General features: G+C 58.0%; 17 protein-coding genes and 1 tRNA gene. 9 read left to right on the forward strand and 9 right to left on the reverse strand.

What is annotated here, in order from left to right:
* Positions 1 to 138: 138 nt before the first annotated feature.
* The 3 genes from MED193_RS16655 to MED193_RS16665 form a co-directional block, all read right to left on the reverse strand.
* Positions 139 to 1,551: a tyrosine-type recombinase/integrase gene (locus tag MED193_RS16655; protein WP_198133865.1), complete on the reverse strand. Its 1,413-nt coding sequence runs from the start codon at positions 1,549 to 1,551 to the stop codon at positions 139 to 141.
* Between the two features lie 117 nt (positions 1,552 to 1,668).
* Positions 1,669 to 1,758: transfer RNA gene (locus MED193_RS16660), tRNA-Ser, on the reverse strand.
* A gap of 190 nt (positions 1,759 to 1,948) precedes the next feature.
* The gene (locus MED193_RS16665; RefSeq protein ID WP_009810923.1) at positions 1,949 to 3,325 is read right to left on the reverse strand and encodes an aspartate aminotransferase family protein; all 1,377 of its coding nucleotides are present in this window, start codon (positions 3,323 to 3,325) and stop codon (positions 1,949 to 1,951) included.
* A gap of 163 nt (positions 3,326 to 3,488) precedes the next feature.
* On the opposite strand from MED193_RS16665, the gene MED193_RS16670 reads away from it, so the two are divergent.
* From MED193_RS16670 to MED193_RS16710, 9 genes are all read left to right on the forward strand, one after another.
* Entirely contained in the window at positions 3,489 to 4,673 is a 1,185-nt protein-coding gene (locus MED193_RS16670) for a M24 family metallopeptidase (protein WP_009810924.1), read from the forward strand.
* Between the two features lie 4 nt (positions 4,674 to 4,677).
* On the forward strand, positions 4,678 to 5,832 hold the full coding sequence (gene argE / locus MED193_RS16675; RefSeq protein WP_009810925.1) for an acetylornithine deacetylase: 1,155 nt from the start codon (positions 4,678 to 4,680) through the stop codon (positions 5,830 to 5,832).
* Positions 5,833 to 6,564, forward strand: a complete 732-nt coding sequence (locus MED193_RS16680) for a GntR family transcriptional regulator (RefSeq protein WP_009810926.1) — start codon at positions 5,833 to 5,835, stop codon at positions 6,562 to 6,564. It abuts the gene before it with no gap.
* Between the two features lie 733 nt (positions 6,565 to 7,297).
* Positions 7,298 to 8,434 carry an ABC transporter substrate-binding protein gene (locus tag MED193_RS16685; RefSeq protein WP_009810927.1) on the forward strand — a complete coding sequence of 379 codons (1,137 nt, stop codon included), beginning with the start codon at positions 7,298 to 7,300 and terminating at the stop codon, positions 8,432 to 8,434.
* Positions 8,435 to 8,475: 41 nt separating this feature from the next.
* Positions 8,476 to 8,763, forward strand: a complete 288-nt coding sequence (locus tag MED193_RS16690; RefSeq protein ID WP_009810928.1) for a hypothetical protein — start codon at positions 8,476 to 8,478, stop codon at positions 8,761 to 8,763.
* On the forward strand, positions 8,763 to 9,683 hold the full coding sequence (locus tag MED193_RS16695; RefSeq protein WP_009810929.1) for a branched-chain amino acid ABC transporter permease: 921 nt from the start codon (positions 8,763 to 8,765) through the stop codon (positions 9,681 to 9,683). Before MED193_RS16690 ends, MED193_RS16695 begins: the two co-directional genes overlap by 1 nt.
* A gap of 1 nt (position 9,684) precedes the next feature.
* Positions 9,685 to 10,668 (forward strand): branched-chain amino acid ABC transporter permease, encoded by a 984-nt coding sequence (locus MED193_RS16700; protein ID WP_009810930.1) that lies wholly within the window; start codon positions 9,685 to 9,687, stop codon positions 10,666 to 10,668.
* Positions 10,661 to 11,416, forward strand: coding sequence for an ABC transporter ATP-binding protein (locus tag MED193_RS16705; RefSeq protein WP_009810931.1), 756 nt, complete (start codon positions 10,661 to 10,663; stop codon positions 11,414 to 11,416). The genes MED193_RS16700 and MED193_RS16705 overlap by 8 nt, the downstream gene beginning before the upstream one ends.
* Entirely contained in the window at positions 11,413 to 12,102 is a 690-nt protein-coding gene (locus tag MED193_RS16710; RefSeq protein WP_009810932.1) for an ABC transporter ATP-binding protein, read from the forward strand. The genes MED193_RS16705 and MED193_RS16710 overlap by 4 nt, the downstream gene beginning before the upstream one ends.
* Before the next feature lie 34 nt (positions 12,103 to 12,136).
* Here the strand turns inward: MED193_RS16710 and MED193_RS16715 are convergent, their stop codons facing one another.
* The 6 genes from MED193_RS16715 to MED193_RS16740 all read right to left on the reverse strand — a co-directional run bounded on the left by MED193_RS16715 (position 12,137) and on the right by MED193_RS16740 (position 18,673).
* Complete coding sequence (locus tag MED193_RS16715) at positions 12,137 to 12,709, reverse strand: hypothetical protein (RefSeq protein ID WP_009810933.1); 573 nt, start codon at positions 12,707 to 12,709, stop codon at positions 12,137 to 12,139.
* Between the two features lie 107 nt (positions 12,710 to 12,816).
* Complete coding sequence (locus MED193_RS16720; protein WP_039966297.1) at positions 12,817 to 14,103, reverse strand: amidohydrolase family protein; 1,287 nt, start codon at positions 14,101 to 14,103, stop codon at positions 12,817 to 12,819.
* Positions 14,103 to 15,047 carry an ABC transporter permease gene (locus MED193_RS16725; protein ID WP_009810935.1) on the reverse strand — a complete coding sequence of 315 codons (945 nt, stop codon included), beginning with the start codon at positions 15,045 to 15,047 and terminating at the stop codon, positions 14,103 to 14,105. The genes MED193_RS16720 and MED193_RS16725 overlap by 1 nt, the downstream gene beginning before the upstream one ends.
* A gap of 1 nt (position 15,048) precedes the next feature.
* Positions 15,049 to 16,098 (reverse strand): ABC transporter permease, encoded by a 1,050-nt coding sequence (locus tag MED193_RS16730; RefSeq protein ID WP_039966299.1) that lies wholly within the window; start codon positions 16,096 to 16,098, stop codon positions 15,049 to 15,051.
* Complete coding sequence (locus MED193_RS16735; RefSeq protein WP_009810937.1) at positions 16,088 to 17,632, reverse strand: ABC transporter ATP-binding protein; 1,545 nt, start codon at positions 17,630 to 17,632, stop codon at positions 16,088 to 16,090. The genes MED193_RS16730 and MED193_RS16735 overlap by 11 nt, the downstream gene beginning before the upstream one ends.
* 15 nt (positions 17,633 to 17,647) lie before the next feature.
* Positions 17,648 to 18,673: a BMP family protein gene (locus tag MED193_RS16740; protein ID WP_039966301.1), complete on the reverse strand. Its 1,026-nt coding sequence runs from the start codon at positions 18,671 to 18,673 to the stop codon at positions 17,648 to 17,650.
* Positions 18,674 to 18,906 lie beyond the last annotated feature (233 nt).

Raw genomic sequence — 18,906 nt, forward strand, 5'->3', positions numbered from 1 at the left:
CCAGCCGAAGAGACCAGCGAGGCGTCACACCGGAGCCGTCACTCCGAACACCTGCTGGTTATCTTCAATGGTGGAACTCAGTTTGATGGTGGAACCTAACCCCTTGGTGTCATGGGGCAGCTTCAATGGTGGGGGTTATCAGAACGCCTCAAGGTATCCGGCCTCCTTCAAGGCGTCCCAGACCGTTCTCTGGACATCCTTAAGCAGCTCCTTGGTTAAGCCGTGGTCATACACTTGCGAAGCATTTCTTGGCCCCTCCCAGCCTCCTACCTCGTAGATACGATCTTCCGGCACCCCGGCCCTCCTAGCAGTTGTCCTCCACGTATGCCTAAAGGAGTGCATCGCCAACTTGCCGTTTGTCTCTTCGCCCAGCACTTTGCGCCTGTAGCGTGTGAACCACTGCGAAGCTGAGTTGACCTTCTGTGTAGAAGGCTTCAGGGGCCACTCTGGGAAAAGCCGTTGCTCCGCGAAGTGTATTCCCGTCTGCATCTCCCTGACCATGTTGATACGCTGTGTCATAAGGCGCTGGGCGTCATCCACCAGCGGAATGAACCGCTGTGCGTTGTCTGTCTTCCCCTTCATCACGTCAAAGCCGGAGCCGTCTTCTTCGACGTGCTTCAGCATGAGTGAGCCGACCTCATCCACTCGGCATCCGGTCGCCAACGCCAGCCGTAAGAGGTCTCCTTGCCTGCTGCCCCACTGCGGGAACCCAGAGAACAGCTTAGTGACCTGCTCGGACGTGAACGCTGTCCTTGCGTCCTCCGGTTTTTTCTTGGTCGCTTTCTTCTTGGGTGTCCCTTTCTCTTCGATGATCCACGGGTTGCGGATTGGTCGTCCACTCTTCGTCTTGAGCAGTTTCTTGTCAGCGATGGCCCATGCCCACATCCCCCGAAGCAACGTCATGTGCTTGGCAATCGTCCCTGCCTTCACCTTGACCACAAGCGGCAGGTACTCCGTTCTGAACTGGAACACCTTGTCAGGGGTCACGTCGTGTAAGGTAGGCTGCTCAACTCCCAAGAACGCTATCAGGTACTTCACCGATGAGCGGACATTCAACGCTGTTGTGATGGCGAGAGGGTCGTAGCCAAACGGATTGCCTTCAGCTCTTTCCTCTAGGTACATCTCCAATGCTTGATCTAAGGGGACAGCACCCCTGAACACGATCTTGGCGAAGGTGTTGACCTGCTCAACTAGTCCAGCTGCGGCAGCCTTGTCCAACTGGTCTGTGAGAACGTGATCTAAGGCATCAAGGTCTTCGGCTTCATTGCGCATCTGCCGCCACTCAGAAGCACTTTCAGGAGACAAGTCGATGATACGACCAATGCTCTTCTTCCCAGTGTCAGCAAGGGCATCAGCTTCAAGCTGCCTTATCTGGCCAATACGAACATCCCTCAAGCGAATAGCCTCAGCGTGGCTTCTGGTGTTTAGCCCGAGTTTGATTTCTCGTCCGAACTTCCTGCCTGTCCAAGGATTTCCTGTGCCGATCAGCACTTCTGGAGTGACCATGCGAAGAGAATACCCCCGCCCTCGGGGCTTGATGAGATACTGCATGTCAGGCTCTTGAATACCTGACGCGCTTAGTGAGGGCTTCATGTGGTCCATCATGTACCACGCAATAGGGTGTACCACACCCATTTTCAACCATACAAATCAATAGCTTAGATGTGATGGCGGAGACGAAGGGATTCGAACCCTCGAGACCCTTCCGGGCCTACTCCCTTAGCAGGGGAGCGCCTTCGACCACTCGGCCACGTCTCCGTTGACCCGTATATGTCTGGTAATCGGAGGTGACAAGGCCCAAAAATGAGGGTCGCACCATTTTTTTGCCGAAGGCTTGGTCAAGTCATATCTCATCTTGCAGCAGGGCAAGCTAATAGGCTGTCGAGCCAGCCCGTTGCTTTGCGGGCTGGCGTGTTTTCAATGGGATATGGTGTTCTGGTGAGCGGTTTTAGCCGGGGAGGACTGTCTCTACCGCGCGTTTGGTGGCGGCGACCACAGTGTCAGCCTCGCTGCGGCTGAGGCAGAAGGGAGGGGCAAAGCCGAGGATGTCTCCCTGGGGCATGGCGCGGGCAATGACACTGTCCTGTGCCAGCAGAGTCGCAGAGATCTGCGGGCCGATCTTATCTGCGGCGTCAAAAAAGCGGCGGCTGTCGCGATCCTGAACAAATTCCACTGCGCAGAGCATGCCTTCGCCGCGAATGTCACCAACATGGGGGTGATCGCCCAGGGCTTCGCGCATGGTCTGCTGCAGGTAGGCGCCGGTGGAGCTGGCGTTCTCGATCAGGTTCAGTTCGTCAATCAGCTTGAGGTTGGCCACCCCGGCTGCGGCGCCAATGGGATGTGCGGAATAGGTCCACCCATGGCCGATGGGGCCGTTTTCATCGGTGCCCTGCTCCAGTACTTTCCAGACCTTGTCAGAGACGATGGATCCGGACAGGGGGGCATAGGCCGAGGTTAGGCCCTTGGCGATGGTAATGATATCGGCCTCCAGACCATAGTGGTCAGAGCCAAACATGGAGCCAAGCCGCCCAAATCCAGTTACCACTTCATCGGCGACGAGTAGGATGTCGTGTTTTTTCAGAACCGCCTGAATGGCGGGCCAATAGCCTGCGGGGGGCGGGACAATGCCACCGGTGCCCAGCACCGGCTCGCCAATGAAGGCGGCGATGGTGTCGGCGCCTTCGCGTTCAATCATGGCTTCCAACTCAGCGACACAATGGGCGACAAACTGCTCTTCGCTCTGGTTCAGGTCATCGCGGCGGAAGTAATAGGGCGCTTCGGTGTGGATAACCTGAGCCAGTGGCAGGTCGAACTTCTTGTGAAACAGCTCCAACCCGGTGAGCGAGCCAGTGACCAGCCCTGAGCCGTGATAACCGCGCCAACGCGAAATGATCTTTTTCTTTTTAGGGCGGCCGAGGATGTTGTTGTAATACCAGATCAGTTTGACGTTGGTTTCATTGGCGTCGGAGCCGCCGAGGCCAAAATAGACCTTGGACATATTGGCCGGTGCCCGGTCCAGGATCATTTTGGACAGGGTGATTGAGGCCTCAGTGCCGTGGCCCACATAGGAGTGGTAATAGGCCAGCTCTTTAGCCTGGGCGGCAATGGCTTCGGAAATTTCCGGGCGGCCATAGCCGACGTTAACACAGTAAAGTCCGGCAAATGCATCCAGCAGCTGGTTGCCGTCGCGATCTTCGATGTGGACGCCGCTGGCGGTTTTGATCACTCGCGAAGGGCTTTCACCACGGGCATGCTGAGCCAGATGGGTGGAGGGGTGAAAGAAGTTGTCGCGGTCCCAGCTGTCTAATTGATCGTTCTTCAGCATTATTTTTTCCCGTAGTTGTAGCGTAGAATTTACGCAATTGTGTACAACGGCAAATGAATCACTTGCCTTTGTGGGGAAACTTGGCAGTAATCTTGGGAAAACTCCATGATGTTTTTGCTGTTGTATACATCACAGCTCTTCATACCCCAGGAAGGATACCCTATTGGCCCCAGGAAATGCCCCGTTCAGCCGCGCTGAATACGACCGTCGTATCGCAAAGACCCGTGCGGCCATGCAGCAGGCAGGGATTGAGCTGCTTTTTGTGACTGATCCGTCAAACCAGGCTTGGCTGACCGGCTATGATGGCTGGTCCTTCTACGTGCACCAGGGGGTGCTACTGGGGCTTGAAGGTGAGCCGATCTGGTGGGGGCGCCATATGGACAGTATCGGGGCAGGGCGGACCTGCTGGATGTCCGCAGAGAACATCCACGGCTACGGCGACCACTATGTGCAATCGACCGAGCGCCACCCGATGCAGGATTTGGCTGGCCATATTTGCGCGCTTGGTTTTGAAGGCGCCCACATTGGAGTCGAGATGGAGAATTACTATTACTCCGCCAAGGCCCATGCTGTACTGGTGGCCGAGCTGCCGCAGGCGCAGATGCACGATGTTACAGCTCTGGTCAATTGGCAGAGGCTGGTAAAATCCGAAGATGAGATTGCCTTTGTCCGCAAAGCTGCGCGCATCTCGGAAAAGGTCATGGCAACCGCGATTGAACGGGCTGCACCGGGGGTGCGCAAGAATGATCTGGTGGCGGACATCTATCACGCGGGTATCACCGGCGTTGGCGATGACTGGGGCGATTACCCTGCCATTGTGCCGCTGACGCCCTCGGGGCTGGATGCAACGGCGGCGCATCTCACCTGGAATGGAGCGCCGATGCGCGAGGGAGAGGCGACCTTCTTTGAGCTTTCCGGCTGCTATCGCCGCTATCACGCGCCGCTGTGCCGGACAGTCTATCTGGGCACCCCGCCAGAGAATGTACTGCGGGCCGAAGCGGCGCAACTGGAGGGTATCGAGGCGGGCCTGCAGGCGGCACGGGCAGGCAATCGTACCTGTGATATCGCCAACGCCTTTATTGATGTCTTGAAAGGCCATGGTATCCACCGCGAAGGGCGTTGCGGCTATCCTATCGGGCTCAGCTATCCGCCAGACTGGGGCGAGCGCAGTGCCTCAATCCGCAGCGAGGACACCACTATGCTGGAACCGGGCATGATCTTTCACTTTATGCCGGCCCTGTGGATGGACACTTGGGGGTTAGAGACCACCGAGACTATTCTGATCACCGAAGACGGTGCTGCGGAGACACTGTGCGATGTTGAGCGCAAGCTCTTCATCAAAGGCTAGGGCGATGGAATTGCGGGCACGCACCTGCGAGATCCTGAGGGATCTCATTGCCTTTCCCACCCTGTCCAGCGACAGCAATCAGGTCTTGATTGCCTATGCGGCGGGGCTGCTGGAGGACTGCGGCGCTCGGGTTGATCTCTCCTCGTCGCCCTGTGGGGCCAAGGCCAATCTCTTTGCCACACTGGGGCCAGAGGTGGACGGCGGCATCTTGCTGTCTGGCCATAGCGACGTGGTGCCGGTGACGGATCAGGACTGGAGCAGTGACCCCTTTGTGATGGAAGAGCGGGACGGGCGGCTGTATGGCCGTGGCACCTGCGACATGAAGGGTTTCATTGCGGCCTGTCTGGCCATGGCACCGACCTATGCGGCACAGGTCAGCACCCGGCCGATGCATTTTGCCTTTACCTACGACGAGGAAATCGGCTGTTTTGGCGCCCAACACCTGGCGACGGATCTACGAGCGCGGGGTCTGACCCCGGGGGTGGCCATCATTGGCGAGCCCACGGAGATGCGGGTGATTGAGGGCCACAAAGGGTGTTATGAATACAGCACCCATTTCCATGGGCTAGAGGGGCATGGGTCGGCGCCGGATCTGGGCGTCAACGCGGTGGAATATGCGGTGCGCTATGTGGCGGAACTGTTGCAGCTGAAACAGCGCCTGCGCGATATGGCCCCTGCAGGGGGGCGGTTTGAACCGCCCTGGACGACTGTCAATGTAGGGGCGTTGCAGGGCGGTGTGGCCCATAATGTGATCGCCTCAAAGGCGCAGGTGGATTGGGAAATGCGCCCGGTCACAGCCCGTGATGCCGATTTTGTAAAAACCGCGCTGCGCCAGCTCTGCGAGGAGGATTTGTTGCCTGCAATGCGCCAGATCCACCCAGACGCGGGCATTACACTGGAAACCATAGGTGAGGTTGCCGGGCTGGAACCCATGGCGGAAAACGAGGCGCGCCAGATCATGTTGGAACTCACAGGGGCCAATGGGGCGGATCTGGTTGCTTTCGGCACCGAAGCGGGTATTTTCCAGGCTCTTGGCATGAATGTGGTGGTCTGCGGCCCGGGCTCGATTGCTCAGGCGCATAAGGCGGACGAGTACCTGGCCTTGGATCAATTGGAACAGTGTCTGACTGTATTGCAGCGACTTGGGAGACATTTGTAGGTGACTGATACGCCCTCACCGCAAGAGGCTTTGGAAGACACAGGGCTGACGGTGCGGGATCGTCATGCCTTGATGCATCATGAAATCCGCCAACGCATTTGCCTTCTGGACTACCTGCCAGGCAGCCGCCTCTCTGAGGCTGCCCTCGCGAAGGAGTTCGGCACCAGCCGTACCCCAATTCGCCGGGTTCTCGCGCGGTTGGAGGACGAAGGCCTGGTGCAATCAGTGCATGGGGTCGGCACTGTTGTCACCGATGCCGATCTTGCCGAGCTGGAGCAAGTCTACCGCCTGAGGGTCGAGCTGATTGCCTTGACCGCTCGGCTGGATCCGATCCTGCCAGATGCGACTTTTATCGCCGCGTTTGATCAGCTGGTGGAGCGCGGTGCGGTGATCGTCGCCCATGGAACAGCCCGGGCATTTACTCAGTTTGACATTGATGTGTTTCAGGTGCTGCTGCGCCTGACCGCTAACCAACCCCTGCGCGAGACGCTTGAACGCTATTATTTCCAGACCAAACGGCTCTGGCTGCGCGCGGCCGAAGAGGCGCAGTTGGATTTGGAAGAAGAGTTCCGCATTTTTCAGCACGAACTGGAAGCCATCCAACTGGCTCTGCGCGCTGGCGATGTCGAGGCTGTGGCCCATATCCAGCGGGCGCATATCTCCATGAGCTTGAAGCGTCTGCAACTCAAGAGTGGCTTGGGAAAAGGGCTGGCGCCCAGCATGATCTGCTAGGGTGGCAAGAATGAAAAGCCCAAACTGGCAATTCGGAAGCAGGCACCTGTAGGGAATCGATACAAATAGCCGCCGGGCTATGGCTGCATTTTGCCCACATTGCGTGGTCATGTGGAGCGCTCTTAGGGGGCTGAACTGCGCATTTGTGCTCGTTTTTCTTGCTGCTCTGGTATGGATATCGGCTGATTGCATGCTACGAGAGAAGATCAACCTAGCTTATTGGCGCATCGGCCCTTGGGTCGGTTTGGCTCTATTGCCCTCTTGTCTTTTGTCCTGACTGTGGCGTGGATGCTCTGGGCAATTCATGCCTAAAGATCTGGCTGTAACTCACGCTAAGTAAATGATAAAAAACAATATTACATGATCTCTTCCCTAGTGGAGCGGCATTCTTTTTATTCCTTGTAGCAACGAGTTTTTGAGGATGTGTCGTGCTCGGTGCGCGCCTTAGGTGAGACGTGCACTGGTGGTTTTGGGGCCCAGTCGGCGAGCTGATCTCGAAGTTATTTTAAGGTTATATATTTTAATCTTGAAATAATGATCGCATGCCGTCTACAGTTTTGCATTAGACCCGCCTTGCAAAGAAAGGGGTGCCTCGTGTTTCGCGGGGATCGCTTTGGGAATGCATATTCGGGCAAGAAAAACTGGCGCCTCCCGTTTGATCTGGAGATAGTAACGTCATGGCACCTGTGATCAACGCGGGGCAAGCACACAAAGAACACTGGGAGAATGTGAAATGAATATCCTTAAATCACTTGCGATGGCGACGGCTGTGTCTACGCTGGCGCTTGCAGCACATGCCGATACAAAAATTGGCATGATCACCACCCTCTCCGGCGGTGGCGCGGGGCTAGGCGTGGATGTACGTGATGGCTTTATGCTGGCGATAGAGGCTGCGGGGCGTGATGACGTGGAGGTGGTGATCGAGGACGACCAGCGCAAACCCGAAAGCGCGGTGCAGATTGCCGACCGCATGATCCAGTCGGAAAAAGTCGATATCATGACCGGCATCATCTGGTCCAACCTGGCCATGGCTGTCGTGCCAGCGGCGACGGCGCAGAATGTGTTCTATCTCTCTCCTAATGCGGGGCCTTCGGTTCTGGCGGGTAAGCGCTGCCACAAGAACTATTTCAACGTCGCCTGGCAGAATGATAACCTGCATGAGGCCGCTGGCGCCTATGCCAATGACGCTGCGCTGAAGAACAGCTTCATCCTGGCGCCCAACTATCCAGCGGGCAAGGACGCGCTGACCGGCTACAAACGCATGTATGGCGGCGAGCTGGCCGGTGAAATCTACACCAAACTGGGCCAGACCGACTATGCCGCCGAGATCGCGCAGATCCGCGCCTCCGGTGCGGATTCGGTCTATTTCTTCCTGCCTGGTGGCATGGGTATCTCCTTCCTCAAGCAATATGCCGACAGTGGTGTAGACCTGCCGGTAGTTGGCCCAGCCTTCAGCTTTGATCAGGGTATCTTGCAAGCCGTGGGCGCCGCAGCGCTGGGCATCAAGAACACCTCGCAGTGGAACAAGGACATCGACAATGCGGCTAATGCGGCCTTTGTGGCAGATTTCCAGGCCAAATACGGTCGTCTGCCCTCGCTCTATGCCAGCCAGGGCTTTGACACGGCCAACCTGATCCTCAGCGCGCTGGACAAAGCCGATGTTTCGGATCAGGACGCCTTCCGCGCAGCCCTCAAGGCGGCTGAGTTTGACTCCGTGCGTGGTGACTTCAAGTTTGGCGACAACCACCACCCGGTGCAGAATATCTATGTGCGCGAAGTGATCCAGGAAGGTGATGTTTTCACCAATAAGATCATCGCCACCGGTCTGTCCGATCACGCGGACGCCTATGCGTCCGAGTGCAATATGTAAGGTCCCATCCGGGAGGGCTCTGCTCTCCCGGATCATCCGAAATGAGTGTTTCCCGCTGCATCGTATTGAAGTTGCCGTTGTCGACTGAAGCAGATCTCGCTGCTTTTGTAGACAACTGCTTTGCCTCAACAGTTGAACTCATCGCGCTTTGCGGAGAGGGGGGCTCAGATGTTGAAGATGAATTGGATGACCTTATCATCGCTCATGATCTTAGTCGCTCCCATATGATCGTTACTGCGACTCACGCGACCGAAAACGGTGCAATCGAACTCGCTGTCGATTGGGCAAAACGAAACTCTTGCGGCAAAGCTGAGGTCGTTACTCTCTAATGTCACTTATTCTCATTCTTGAGCAGGTCCTGAACGGTTTACAGTTTGGGGTCATGCTCTTCCTGATGGCTGCTGGTCTGACCCTGGTCTTTGGCGTCATGGGGCTGATCAACCTCGCCCATGGTGCGCTCTATATGGTGGGGGCCTTTGCCGCCGCTGCCGTTGCGGGCTGGACCGGGTCCTTTGTGCTGGCATTGATGGCCAGTCTGGCGGCCGCCGCTGCGGCTGGTGCGCTGGTCGAGGTCACAGTCATTCGGCGTCTGTACGACCGGGATCATCTGGATCAGGTACTTGCGACCTTTGCGCTGATCCTGATCTTTTCTGAGGGCACCCGCTGGCTGTTTGGCTCCTTTCCGCTGTTTCTGGACGTGCCGAGCTATCTGTCCGGGCCGGTGACCCTGCCGGGAGGCATCCAGTATCCGCTCTACCGTCTGGCGATTATTGTCATCGGTCTTGTGGTTGGCGCCGGACTGTTCTGGCTGATCGCCCGCACCCGCATCGGCGTGCAGATCCGCGCTGGTGAAGCCGACCGTGAGATGATCGCGGCACTGGGCGTGGATATCTCCAAACTCTACACCCTGGTCTTTGCCCTGGGCGCCGCCCTCGCCGGGCTTGCCGGGGCACTGGTGGGCGCGATCCAGTCGGTTCAGGTCGGTATGGGCGAGCCGGTGTTGATCCTGGCCTTTGTGGTCATCGTCATTGGCGGAATTGGTTCGATCAAGGGCGCATTGGTTGGCGCACTGTTGGTGGGGCTAACGGATACTCTGGGCGGCGTGTTTCTGCCGCGGCTCTTCGCACTCATGATGGAGCCCGCAAGCGCTGCATCCTTTGGGGCGTCACTTGCCTCTATGCTGATCTATATCCTGATGGCAGCTGTGCTTTTGGTGCGCCCATCCGGTCTATTTGGAGGGAGCGCATAAGATGGGGCGCGAAAGAATTTTTAACGCAGGAATATTGTTGGCACTGTTGCTGGTGCCGCTTATGGCCTGGAAAATGGATGAGCCCTTTCTCATCACCCTGGCGACCAAAGTGACCATTCTGGCTTTGGCCGGGGTTGGGTTGAATATCGCTTTGGGTCTGGGCGGGCTGGTGAGCCTGGGGCATGCGGCCTTTTTTGGTATCGGTGGCTACGCCATGGGGATTCTGGCCTCTCATGCGCAGAACTATGAGCCGCTGTTTTCCTGGCCCTTCCTGTTTGAAGGCAGTAACCAGATGCCATTGATATGGCTAGTCGCGGTTCTGGCAAGTGCTGCCGCTGCTCTGGTGATCGGGGCGCTTAGCCTTCGAACCTCTGGCGTCTATTTCATTATGATCACCTTGGCCTTTGGCCAGATGCTTTACTATTTCACTATCAGCTGGTCCGCCTATGGCGGCGAAGACGGGCTGTCGATCTGGGTGCGCAACGAAATGCCAGGGGTGAATACGCTGGACCCAATCCAGTTTTTTGCCGTTACCTTTGTCATTCTTTGCCTCACATTATGGTTTGCTGCCCGCGTGGCACAATCGGCTTTTGGCTTGGCTTTGTCGGCGGCGCGCCAGTCAGAGGAGCGCGTGGAAACCGTTGGATTAGCGCCGTTTAAACTCCGTCTCATAGCCTTTGTGATCTCCGGAGCCATCACAGGGCTGGCGGGGGCGCTGTTTGCGGATCTCAACCGTTTTGTCAGCCCGACCATGTTGAGCTGGCACACTAGCGGCGAGATCATGATTTTTGTCATCCTCGGCGGCGTGGGGCGGCTCTATGGCCCAGTTGTTGGTGCCGCGGTCTATATCCTGCTCGAGCATCTCTTGGGTGGGATCAGTGAATATTGGCAGATTTTTCTTGGCTTGTTGCTGCTTGGCATGGTGCTTTTCGCCCGTGGCGGCTTGATTGGTGCCCTGCTGGGCCGGGAGGTGGCGCATGACTGATCCGGCTCTAAGAGTAGAGAACCTGTCCAAAAGCTTTGGCGCACTGAAGGCGAGTAATGACATTTCGCTGGATCTGCGCCCTGGTGAAATTCACGCGCTGATTGGCCCTAACGGGGCGGGTAAATCGACCCTGATCAAACAGATCTCTGGCAGCCTGAAGCCGGATACCGGTCGGATTGAGGCGCTGGGGCGGGATATCACTGCACTGGACACCGTTGCGCGGGCACGTTTGGGCCTGGGACGGACCTTTCAGATTTCGTCACTGGCGATGGAATTCTCGGTCCTGCAGAATGTGGTGCTGGGGGCGCTGGGCGCGCGCGGCAAGGCCTACGGGCTGTTTCGCAATGTGATGAAGGACAAGGCGCTTCTCACCACCGCGCAGGAGGCCCTGAAACGGGTCGGGCTGCAAGAGGCGGCGCAGCAGCGGACCTCTGACTTGTCTCACGGGCAACGCCGCCAGCTGGAAGTGGCCGTCGCTCTGACTCTGAAACCACGTTTATTTCTAATGGATGAACCCATGGCGGGACTTGGCGCCAGTGGATCAAAGGACCTCACCGCGTTTCTCGATAGTCTGCGCCAAGAGGCACCGATCCTATTGGTCGAACATGACATGGATGCGGTGTTTGCCCTGGCGGATCGTATTTCAGTGCTGGTCTATGGAGAGGTGATCGCCACCGGTTCAGCGGATGAAATCCGCAACAATCCAGAGGTGCGCCGCGCCTATCTTGGCGAAGAGGATCTGGCATGAGTCTTTTGAATGTTCAGGGGCTTACCGCCTCCTATGGTCCGTCGCAGGCGCTGTTTGGCGTCGATCTTGCCCTTGATGAAGGGGAAGTGCTGGCGCTGATGGGCCGCAATGGCATGGGCAAAAGCACCACGATCAAGGTGATCTGCGGCATGTTGGCGGCCTCGGACGGGGTTCTGGACTTTGCCGGGCGCGATTTGCGGCAGATGAAATCCCATCGGATTGCCCAGCTCGGCATTGGTCTGGTGCCTGAGGGGCGCCGCTGCTTTGCACCGCTGACGGTAGAGGAAAACCTGACTGCCGCCGCCCGTGCGGGGGAATGGGATTTTGCCAAGGTGGCTGAATTGTTCCCGCGTCTGGCCGAGCGTCGCGATCAAAAGGCCGCCTCGCTCTCCGGGGGCGAGCAGCAGATGCTGGCGATTGGCCGCGCCCTGATGACCAACCCGCGCCTGTTGATCCTGGACGAAGCCACCGAAGGCCTGGCCCCGGTGGTGCGGCAGGAAATCTGGGCCGCCATTGGCCAGCTGAAATCGCAGACCGGCATGGCGATCCTGGTGGTCGACAAGACCCTAAAGGAGCTGGCGCAGGTGGCTGACAAGGCCGTTATTCTTAACAAGGGGGAGACCGTCTGGTCTGGCGGGATGGCAGAACTGACGCCAGAGATGACAGATCGATTCCTCGGCGTATGAACGCTCTAGGTGAGCAGGCTGGGGGTTGAAACGCTTACTGGAAGGCCTCTCGCATCTGCTGTTTGATCGCGTCGAATTTGCGGATGCTAGATTTTCGATTCCCGTTGCTTGAGAAACGCAACTTTACATAGCAATTGTTGACCACACCCACGGTCAGGAAGTCATTTGTCACCAGGGCCCCTTGTGGTTCAAAGAAGATCTCATACTCTACTTGAATCACTGAGGGAAAATCCCCTGTCTCCTTGATGTTGACGGGTCGTTCTTGGTCAATTTTTGTCCCATCTTCCATTTGAGCAAAGGACAGCAGGCGCTGCCGCATGACGTCGGTTCCCGCTTGAGTTGCTTCCTTGATTACATGGGGCTCTCGGATCTTCCTGCGCCGCTGGTCATAGAAAAACAGGGTTGCCCAGCTCTTTCCAATTTTGCCAAATTGCAGTGCATAGCCCGCGCCCCGCCTATCCTTTTCGTAGTTGTTACTATCAGTTAGGGAAAGCCCGCCCAGTTGCCGGGGAGCAGCAGAATAGAGGGACTGGCATTGTTTGAGATCCGCGAAAGCCGGCGCTGCTAGGCAGGAAAGAGCGCCCAGGCAAGTGAACAGTTTCTTCATTTAATATCTCTGCTTGAAAATTTCGTCCATAAACAACCAAAGATTGATTTTTTGCGAGCGGCTTGTAAAGTGAAAAGCTTTGAAAAGGCAGAGAATGAAGGCGGCGGTTAAACCGGGCTGACAACGCCATGACGCCGTCTGACCTTGCCGGAACGGCTGGGCAAAGACAGATCCGCGTCTCCACGGGGTGTGCGAGAGATAATTCGCCCCTTGGAGACCACAGCCAGACGGGCCGGGCGCAGGCGGACCGCCTCGGTGGGATTGCTGGCGTCCAGCACCACCAAAGAGGCCTGTGCGCCGACCCTCAGGCCATAGTCCTGCGCCCCGGTGATCTGGGCATTGGTCTCGGTCACCATGGTGAAACAGCGCGCCATCTCATCCGGGTGGGTCATCTGCGCCACATGAAGCCCCATAAAGGCGACATCCAGCATGTCGCCGGTGCCAAGCGAGTACCAGGGATCGCGCACGCAGTCCTGGCCCCAGCCGACCGGGATACCCAGCGCCTGCATCTCTTTCACCCGCGTCAGCCCACGACGTTTGGGATAGGTATCATGGCGTCCCTGCAGCACGATATTGATCAGCGGATTGGGGATGGCGGAGACCTCGGCCTCGGCGATCAGCGGCAGTAGTTTTGAGACATAGTAATTGTCCATCGAATGCATTGAGGTCAGGTGACTGCCCGCAACCCGGCCTTGTAAACCCAGCCGTTGGGTCTCATAGGCGAGGGTCTCGATGTGGCGCGAGTGCGGATCATCGCTTTCATCACAATGCATATCGACCATCAGGCCACGGCTGGCGGCAATCTCGCAGAGATCCCGGACCGAGGCCGCCCCATCCGCCATGGTGCGTTCAAAATGGGGAATGCCACCCACCACCTCAACGCCCATATCCAGCGCGCGCAGTAGGTTGTCCCGTCCGGTCGGGCTGCGGTAGAGCCCGTCTTGCGGAAAGGCGACCAGTTGCAGGTCGATGTAATCCTTCACTTTTTCGCGCACCTCCAGCATGGCGGTCACGGTGTTGAGGTGGTCTGGCGTGGTATCCACATGGCTGCGGATTCTGAGCAGACCAAGGCTGGCGGCCCAGTCACAATAGGTGAGCGCACGCTCGACCATCTCTTCAACCGTGGCCTGATCGCGCAGCTCGCCCCAAAGGGATATGCCCTCCAGCAATGTGCCAGAGGCATTCACCCGGGGCAGCCCATAGGACAGTGTCGCATCCAAATGGAAATGCGGATCGACAAAGGGTGGGGAAACCAGATCGCCTGTTGCGTCGATTACCTCGCAGGCCTGCGTTGCGATCTTGGGCTCGATAGCGGCAATGCGGTCGCCTGCGATGGCAATATCGCGCTGGTTTCCATCAGGCAGAGTGCCGCCCTTGATCAGCAGATCAAACATCATCTCTCTCCCTTGTTGAACGGCACCATCAGTGCTGCGGGGATTTCGGCGCGGCGGGACATTACCACCAGGGCCAGAATGGACAGGAAATAGGGCAGCATCAAAAAGACCTGATAGGGTACCACGGCCCCAATGCCGGTCTGTTGCAGGCGGATCTGGAGCGCGTCAAAGGCGGCAAACAGGATGGCACCCAGCACCGCCTTGCCCGGTTTCCAGGCTCCAAAGACCACCAGAGCAATACAGATCCAGCCACGGCCGTTCACCATGTCAAAAAAGAAGCTGTCAAAGGCCGAGAGAGTCAGGAACGCGCCGCCCACCGCCATGAAGCCAGAGCCCACAATCACGGCTCCCATACGGATGGCGGTAACAGAAAGACCCTGTGCCGCCACCGCCGAAGGGTTCTCACCCGCGGCGCGCACCGCCAGGCCCAGTGGTGTGCGATAAAGCACTACCGCAGTCAGCCCGGCCAGGATGAACCCCGCATAGGTGAGCGGCGTTTGCGAAAACAGCGCAGGACCAACAATTGGCAGGTCCGACAGCAGCGGGATCTCATAGGGTTGAAAGGCGGTGATCTTGGGCGGGGATGACACCTCGGGCAGGACCACGCGGTAGGTGTAGAAGGTGAGCGAGGTGGCCAGCAGTGTGAGCCCAATGCCTACCACATGTTGGGAAAGACCAAAGGGCACGCTGAGGATGGAATGCACAAGTCCCAGCATCATGCCAGTGATCATGGCGACAGCAACGCCCCCCCACAGCGGCAGGCCTGCCCAGACCGCAATCCAGCCGGCAAAGGCGCCAGCTACCATGATGCCCTCAATCCCGAGGTTCAGCACCCCGGCGCGCTCGCAGATCAGTTCACCTAGGGTGGCAAAGATCAGCGGCGAGGCGATGCGGATAGCAGCAGCCCAGAAACTGGCAGAGAGCAGAATGTCGAACAGATCCATTTCAGTCTCTCCGCACACGGAATTTGGTCAGCAAGATTGCCAGCACCATAAACAATAGGGCCGAGGCCAGCATGATATCTGCAATATAGCTGGGCACGCCGGCGGCGCGGCTCATGCTATCGGCGCCCACGAATATGGCAGCGACAAACAGTGCGGCAACCACCACACCCAGGGGATGCAGCAGGGCCAACATGGCGACAACGATGCCGGTGTAGCCAAAGCCGGGCGACAGATCGAGCGTCAGTGCGCCTTTGAGCCCGGAGACCTCGGAGAAGCCGGCAAGCCCGGCCAAGCCGCCAGAGAGCAGCGCGGTTTTCAGGATGACGCGGGTGACGGGAATGCCAGCAAAGCCTGCGGCCTCGGCATTCTGGCCCACCGCGCGCATCTCGTAGCCCAGGGTGGTGCGGGTGTTGATCACCCAGACCAGCAAGGCGGCGGTCAGCGCGAGGGCAAAGCCCCAGTGTAGGCGCAGTCCTTCGACAATGCGGGGCAGGCGGGCCTCGGATGTCAGGCGCGCGGATTTGGGCCATCCCATGCCCATGGGGTCTTTCAGCGGACCTTCCAGCAAATAGGAGATAAAAAGCAGAAAGATGAAGTTGAACAAGAGGGTTGTGACCACCTCGTCCACGCCCAGCCGGGTTTTGAGTAGGGCGGGCCCAAGCAGCAGTAGCGCGCCGGCCAGCATCGCAGCAAGGGCGCAAAGTGGCAGCATTAGATAGCTGGGTAGGCCAAGTGCCCCGGTGCCTAAGATCACGGTAAGGACGGCTCCGGCGTAGAGCTGCGCTTCGGCGCCGATATTCCATAGTTTGGCGCGAAAGGCGACGGCAATGGCCAGCCCGGTGAAAATCAGCGGCGTGGCGCTGTTGAGTGTCTCTAACAGGGCAAATTTGGAGCCAAAGGCCCCAGTCAGGATCAGGCCAAAGACGGCAAAGGGATTGCCCCCTGCAATCAGCGCCAAAGCGGCGGCGACCAGAAATGTCGCGGCCATGGCCAGCGCAGGGGGCACAATCCGGCGTGCCGGGCTGGGGGCCTCAATTGGTTCAAGCCGCATCAGGGGCCTCCGCGTCAAACCCATTGCCGGCCATCCAACCGCCCAGTTCTTCTGGGCGCATGCTGCCCCGGGCAAAGCCCGGGCTGAGCCGCCCTTCCGAGATCACATGGATCACATCCGACAATTGCATGATTTCATCCAGATCCTCGGAGATGAGCAAAACAGCGGCGCCGCGATCGCGGGCCTTGGCCAGTTGTTCGTGTACATAGTTCACCGCACCAATATCCAGGCCCCGAACGGGTTGATTGGCCAGAATGATCTGCGGTTCTTCTTCCAACACCCGGCCCAGGATCAATTTCTGCATATTCCCACCCGAGAGCAGGCGAATGCGGATATCAGGGCCAGGGCAGCGCACGTCATAGGTCTGGATCAGATCTTTGGTAAAGGCGCGGGCGCGGGCCCAGTCCATCCAGCCGCGTCGGCTGAACCTGCTGGCATAGGTTTCCAGGATGGCGTTTTCGGTCAGGTCAAAATCGGCAATGGTACCAGTTTTGTGGCGATCTTCGGGAATGCGAGCGATGCCTTGGGCGATGGCCGAACGAGGCGACCAGGAGGCTACCGGCGCGCCAGCCAGTAACAGCTCGCCTTTTGTGGGGCTGATCAGCCCAGAGAGCAGATCAGACAGCGCCGCCTGACCATTGCCCGACACTCCGGCCAATCCGGTGATCTGGCCTGCCGCCAGGGTGAGGTCCAGCGCTTTCAGCCCTGGGGCTGCGCCTTGATCGGGGGTTGAGACCTGATGCAATGACAAAAGCGGCGCTCCTGGCGCGCGGCTTTCGATGCTGGGCGCTGAGACCTCAGCCCCGACCATCAGCGCAGCCAGCTCTTCGCGATTGGTGGCGTGTGTGGCGCGTTCGGCAACCAGCTTGCCATGGCGCAGCACCAGGACTCGATGTGAGATCGCCATGACTTCATGTAGTTTGTGGCTGATAAAGATCACCGACAGCCCGGTGGCAATCGCTTCTTCAAGCGTCGCAAACAAATCCTTGGCCTCTTGTGGGGTCAGTACTGCGGTGGGTTCATCCAGGATCAGAATCTTGGCGTCCCGGTAGAGCGCCTTGAGAATCTCGACCCGTTGGCGTTCACCCACCGTCAAGCGGCCAACTTTGGCCTCAGGATCGACCTTGAGATGGAACTGCTCCGACAGGGTGCGAATGCGGGATTTCACCTGCCTGGGCTTAAGCGACAAGGTAGAGAGATGATCAACGCCCAGAACGATATTCTCCCAGACCGTCAGGTTGTCGGCCAGGGTGAAGTGCTGATGCACCATTCCAACGCCCGCATCCAGCGCGGCTCGGGGCGCGCCGGGCGGCAGCGGTTGGCCAAAGAGCTCAACCTCGCCGGCATCGGCGGTGTATTGGCCAAAGAGGATATTCATCAGTGTGGTCTTACCCGCACCATTTTCGCCCAATAGCGCGATGACTTCGCCTCGGTGCAGGTCAAAGCTCACCTCCTCATTGGCCGTGACCGGACCAAAGCGTTTGGTAATGCCTTGAAGGCGCAGGACAACCTGCGCCTCTGTTTCGGTGCTCATGCGATCAGGCCCGGATCAAGAGGATTTGGGCTCTTCGTCGTTGATGGCAACCGTATAGGAGCCATCCTTGATCGCTGCGGTGCGCTCGGCCACCAGATCAAGGGCTGCCTGCGGGATCTTGCCCTCAAAGGTGCCATAGGGTGCAAGGGAACAACCGCCTTCGGCCATGAAGGAATAGATGCCGTAGTCTTTGGCGGTAAAGCTACCAGCCTGCACCGCAGCGATGGCGGCGTCCAGGGTAGGCTCAAAATGCCAGATCGCCGAGGCCACAACCGTGTCAGGGTAGTCAGACTGGGTGTCGATCACATTGCCAATGGCCAAGAGCCCCTTTTCCTTGGCCGCATCAGAAACACCAAAGCGTTCAGCATAAAGCACATCGGCGCCATTTTCAGCCATGGCAAAGGCGGTTTCCTTGGCCTTGGGGGGATCAAACCAGGAGCCGATAAAGGAGACCTGGAACTTCATCTCCGGGTTCATCTCTTTTGCGCCGGCCATGAAGGCATGCATCAGGCGGTTCACTTCCGGGATCGGAAAGCCCCCAACCATGCCGATATTTCCGGATTTGGACATCGCCCCGGCGATAATACCCGACAGGTAGGCCGCATCCTGGATGTAATTGTCAAACACAGAGAGATTGGGCAGGGCGGTGTCTTCTTTGAAGGAGGAGCCCATCAGGAAGGCCACCTCCGGGTAGTCGGCCATGACTTCTCGGGCCTCGGCCTCGACGCCAAAGATTTCACCGATGATCATCGTGTAGCCGCTTTCAGCATATTCACGCATCACCCGGGTGTAGTCAGAGTTCGAGGTGTTTTCGGAATAGGTGTAGCTGATATCGCCGCGATCCTGCGCTGTCAGCGCGGCCACATGGATGCGGCTGACCCATTGCTGTTCAACCGGGACGGTATATATGCCTGCGACTTTGATCGGCTCTGCTGCCAGCAGTTTGGTCGGTGAAAGTGCAGTACCAACGGTGAGGGCCGCTGCGGCGCTAGTAGTCAGAAAATGACGGCGCGATAGCCCGCCGAAAGTGGATTTGGTCATCAGTTTTCCCCCGAGTTGAAAAGTCGATCCTTGGCGGATCTTGTCCAAAGGGTAAAAATTCTGCCTCCCGCTGGCAAGGACGCATTCCCGGATCTGGTAGTCTCTTGGGAAGATTGACCAATTTTTACCCATCTCTCAACGGAATTGGGAATTTTGTGCGCCTGACAAACTTTTTCAACAAATTCACTTGTTCGCAGCTGTGCATTGCCGAGGTTGGAGAGGCTGCTGACAGG

The organism is Roseobacter sp. MED193 (assembly GCF_000152965.1).
GTDB lineage: Bacteria > Pseudomonadota > Alphaproteobacteria > Rhodobacterales > Rhodobacteraceae > Pseudophaeobacter.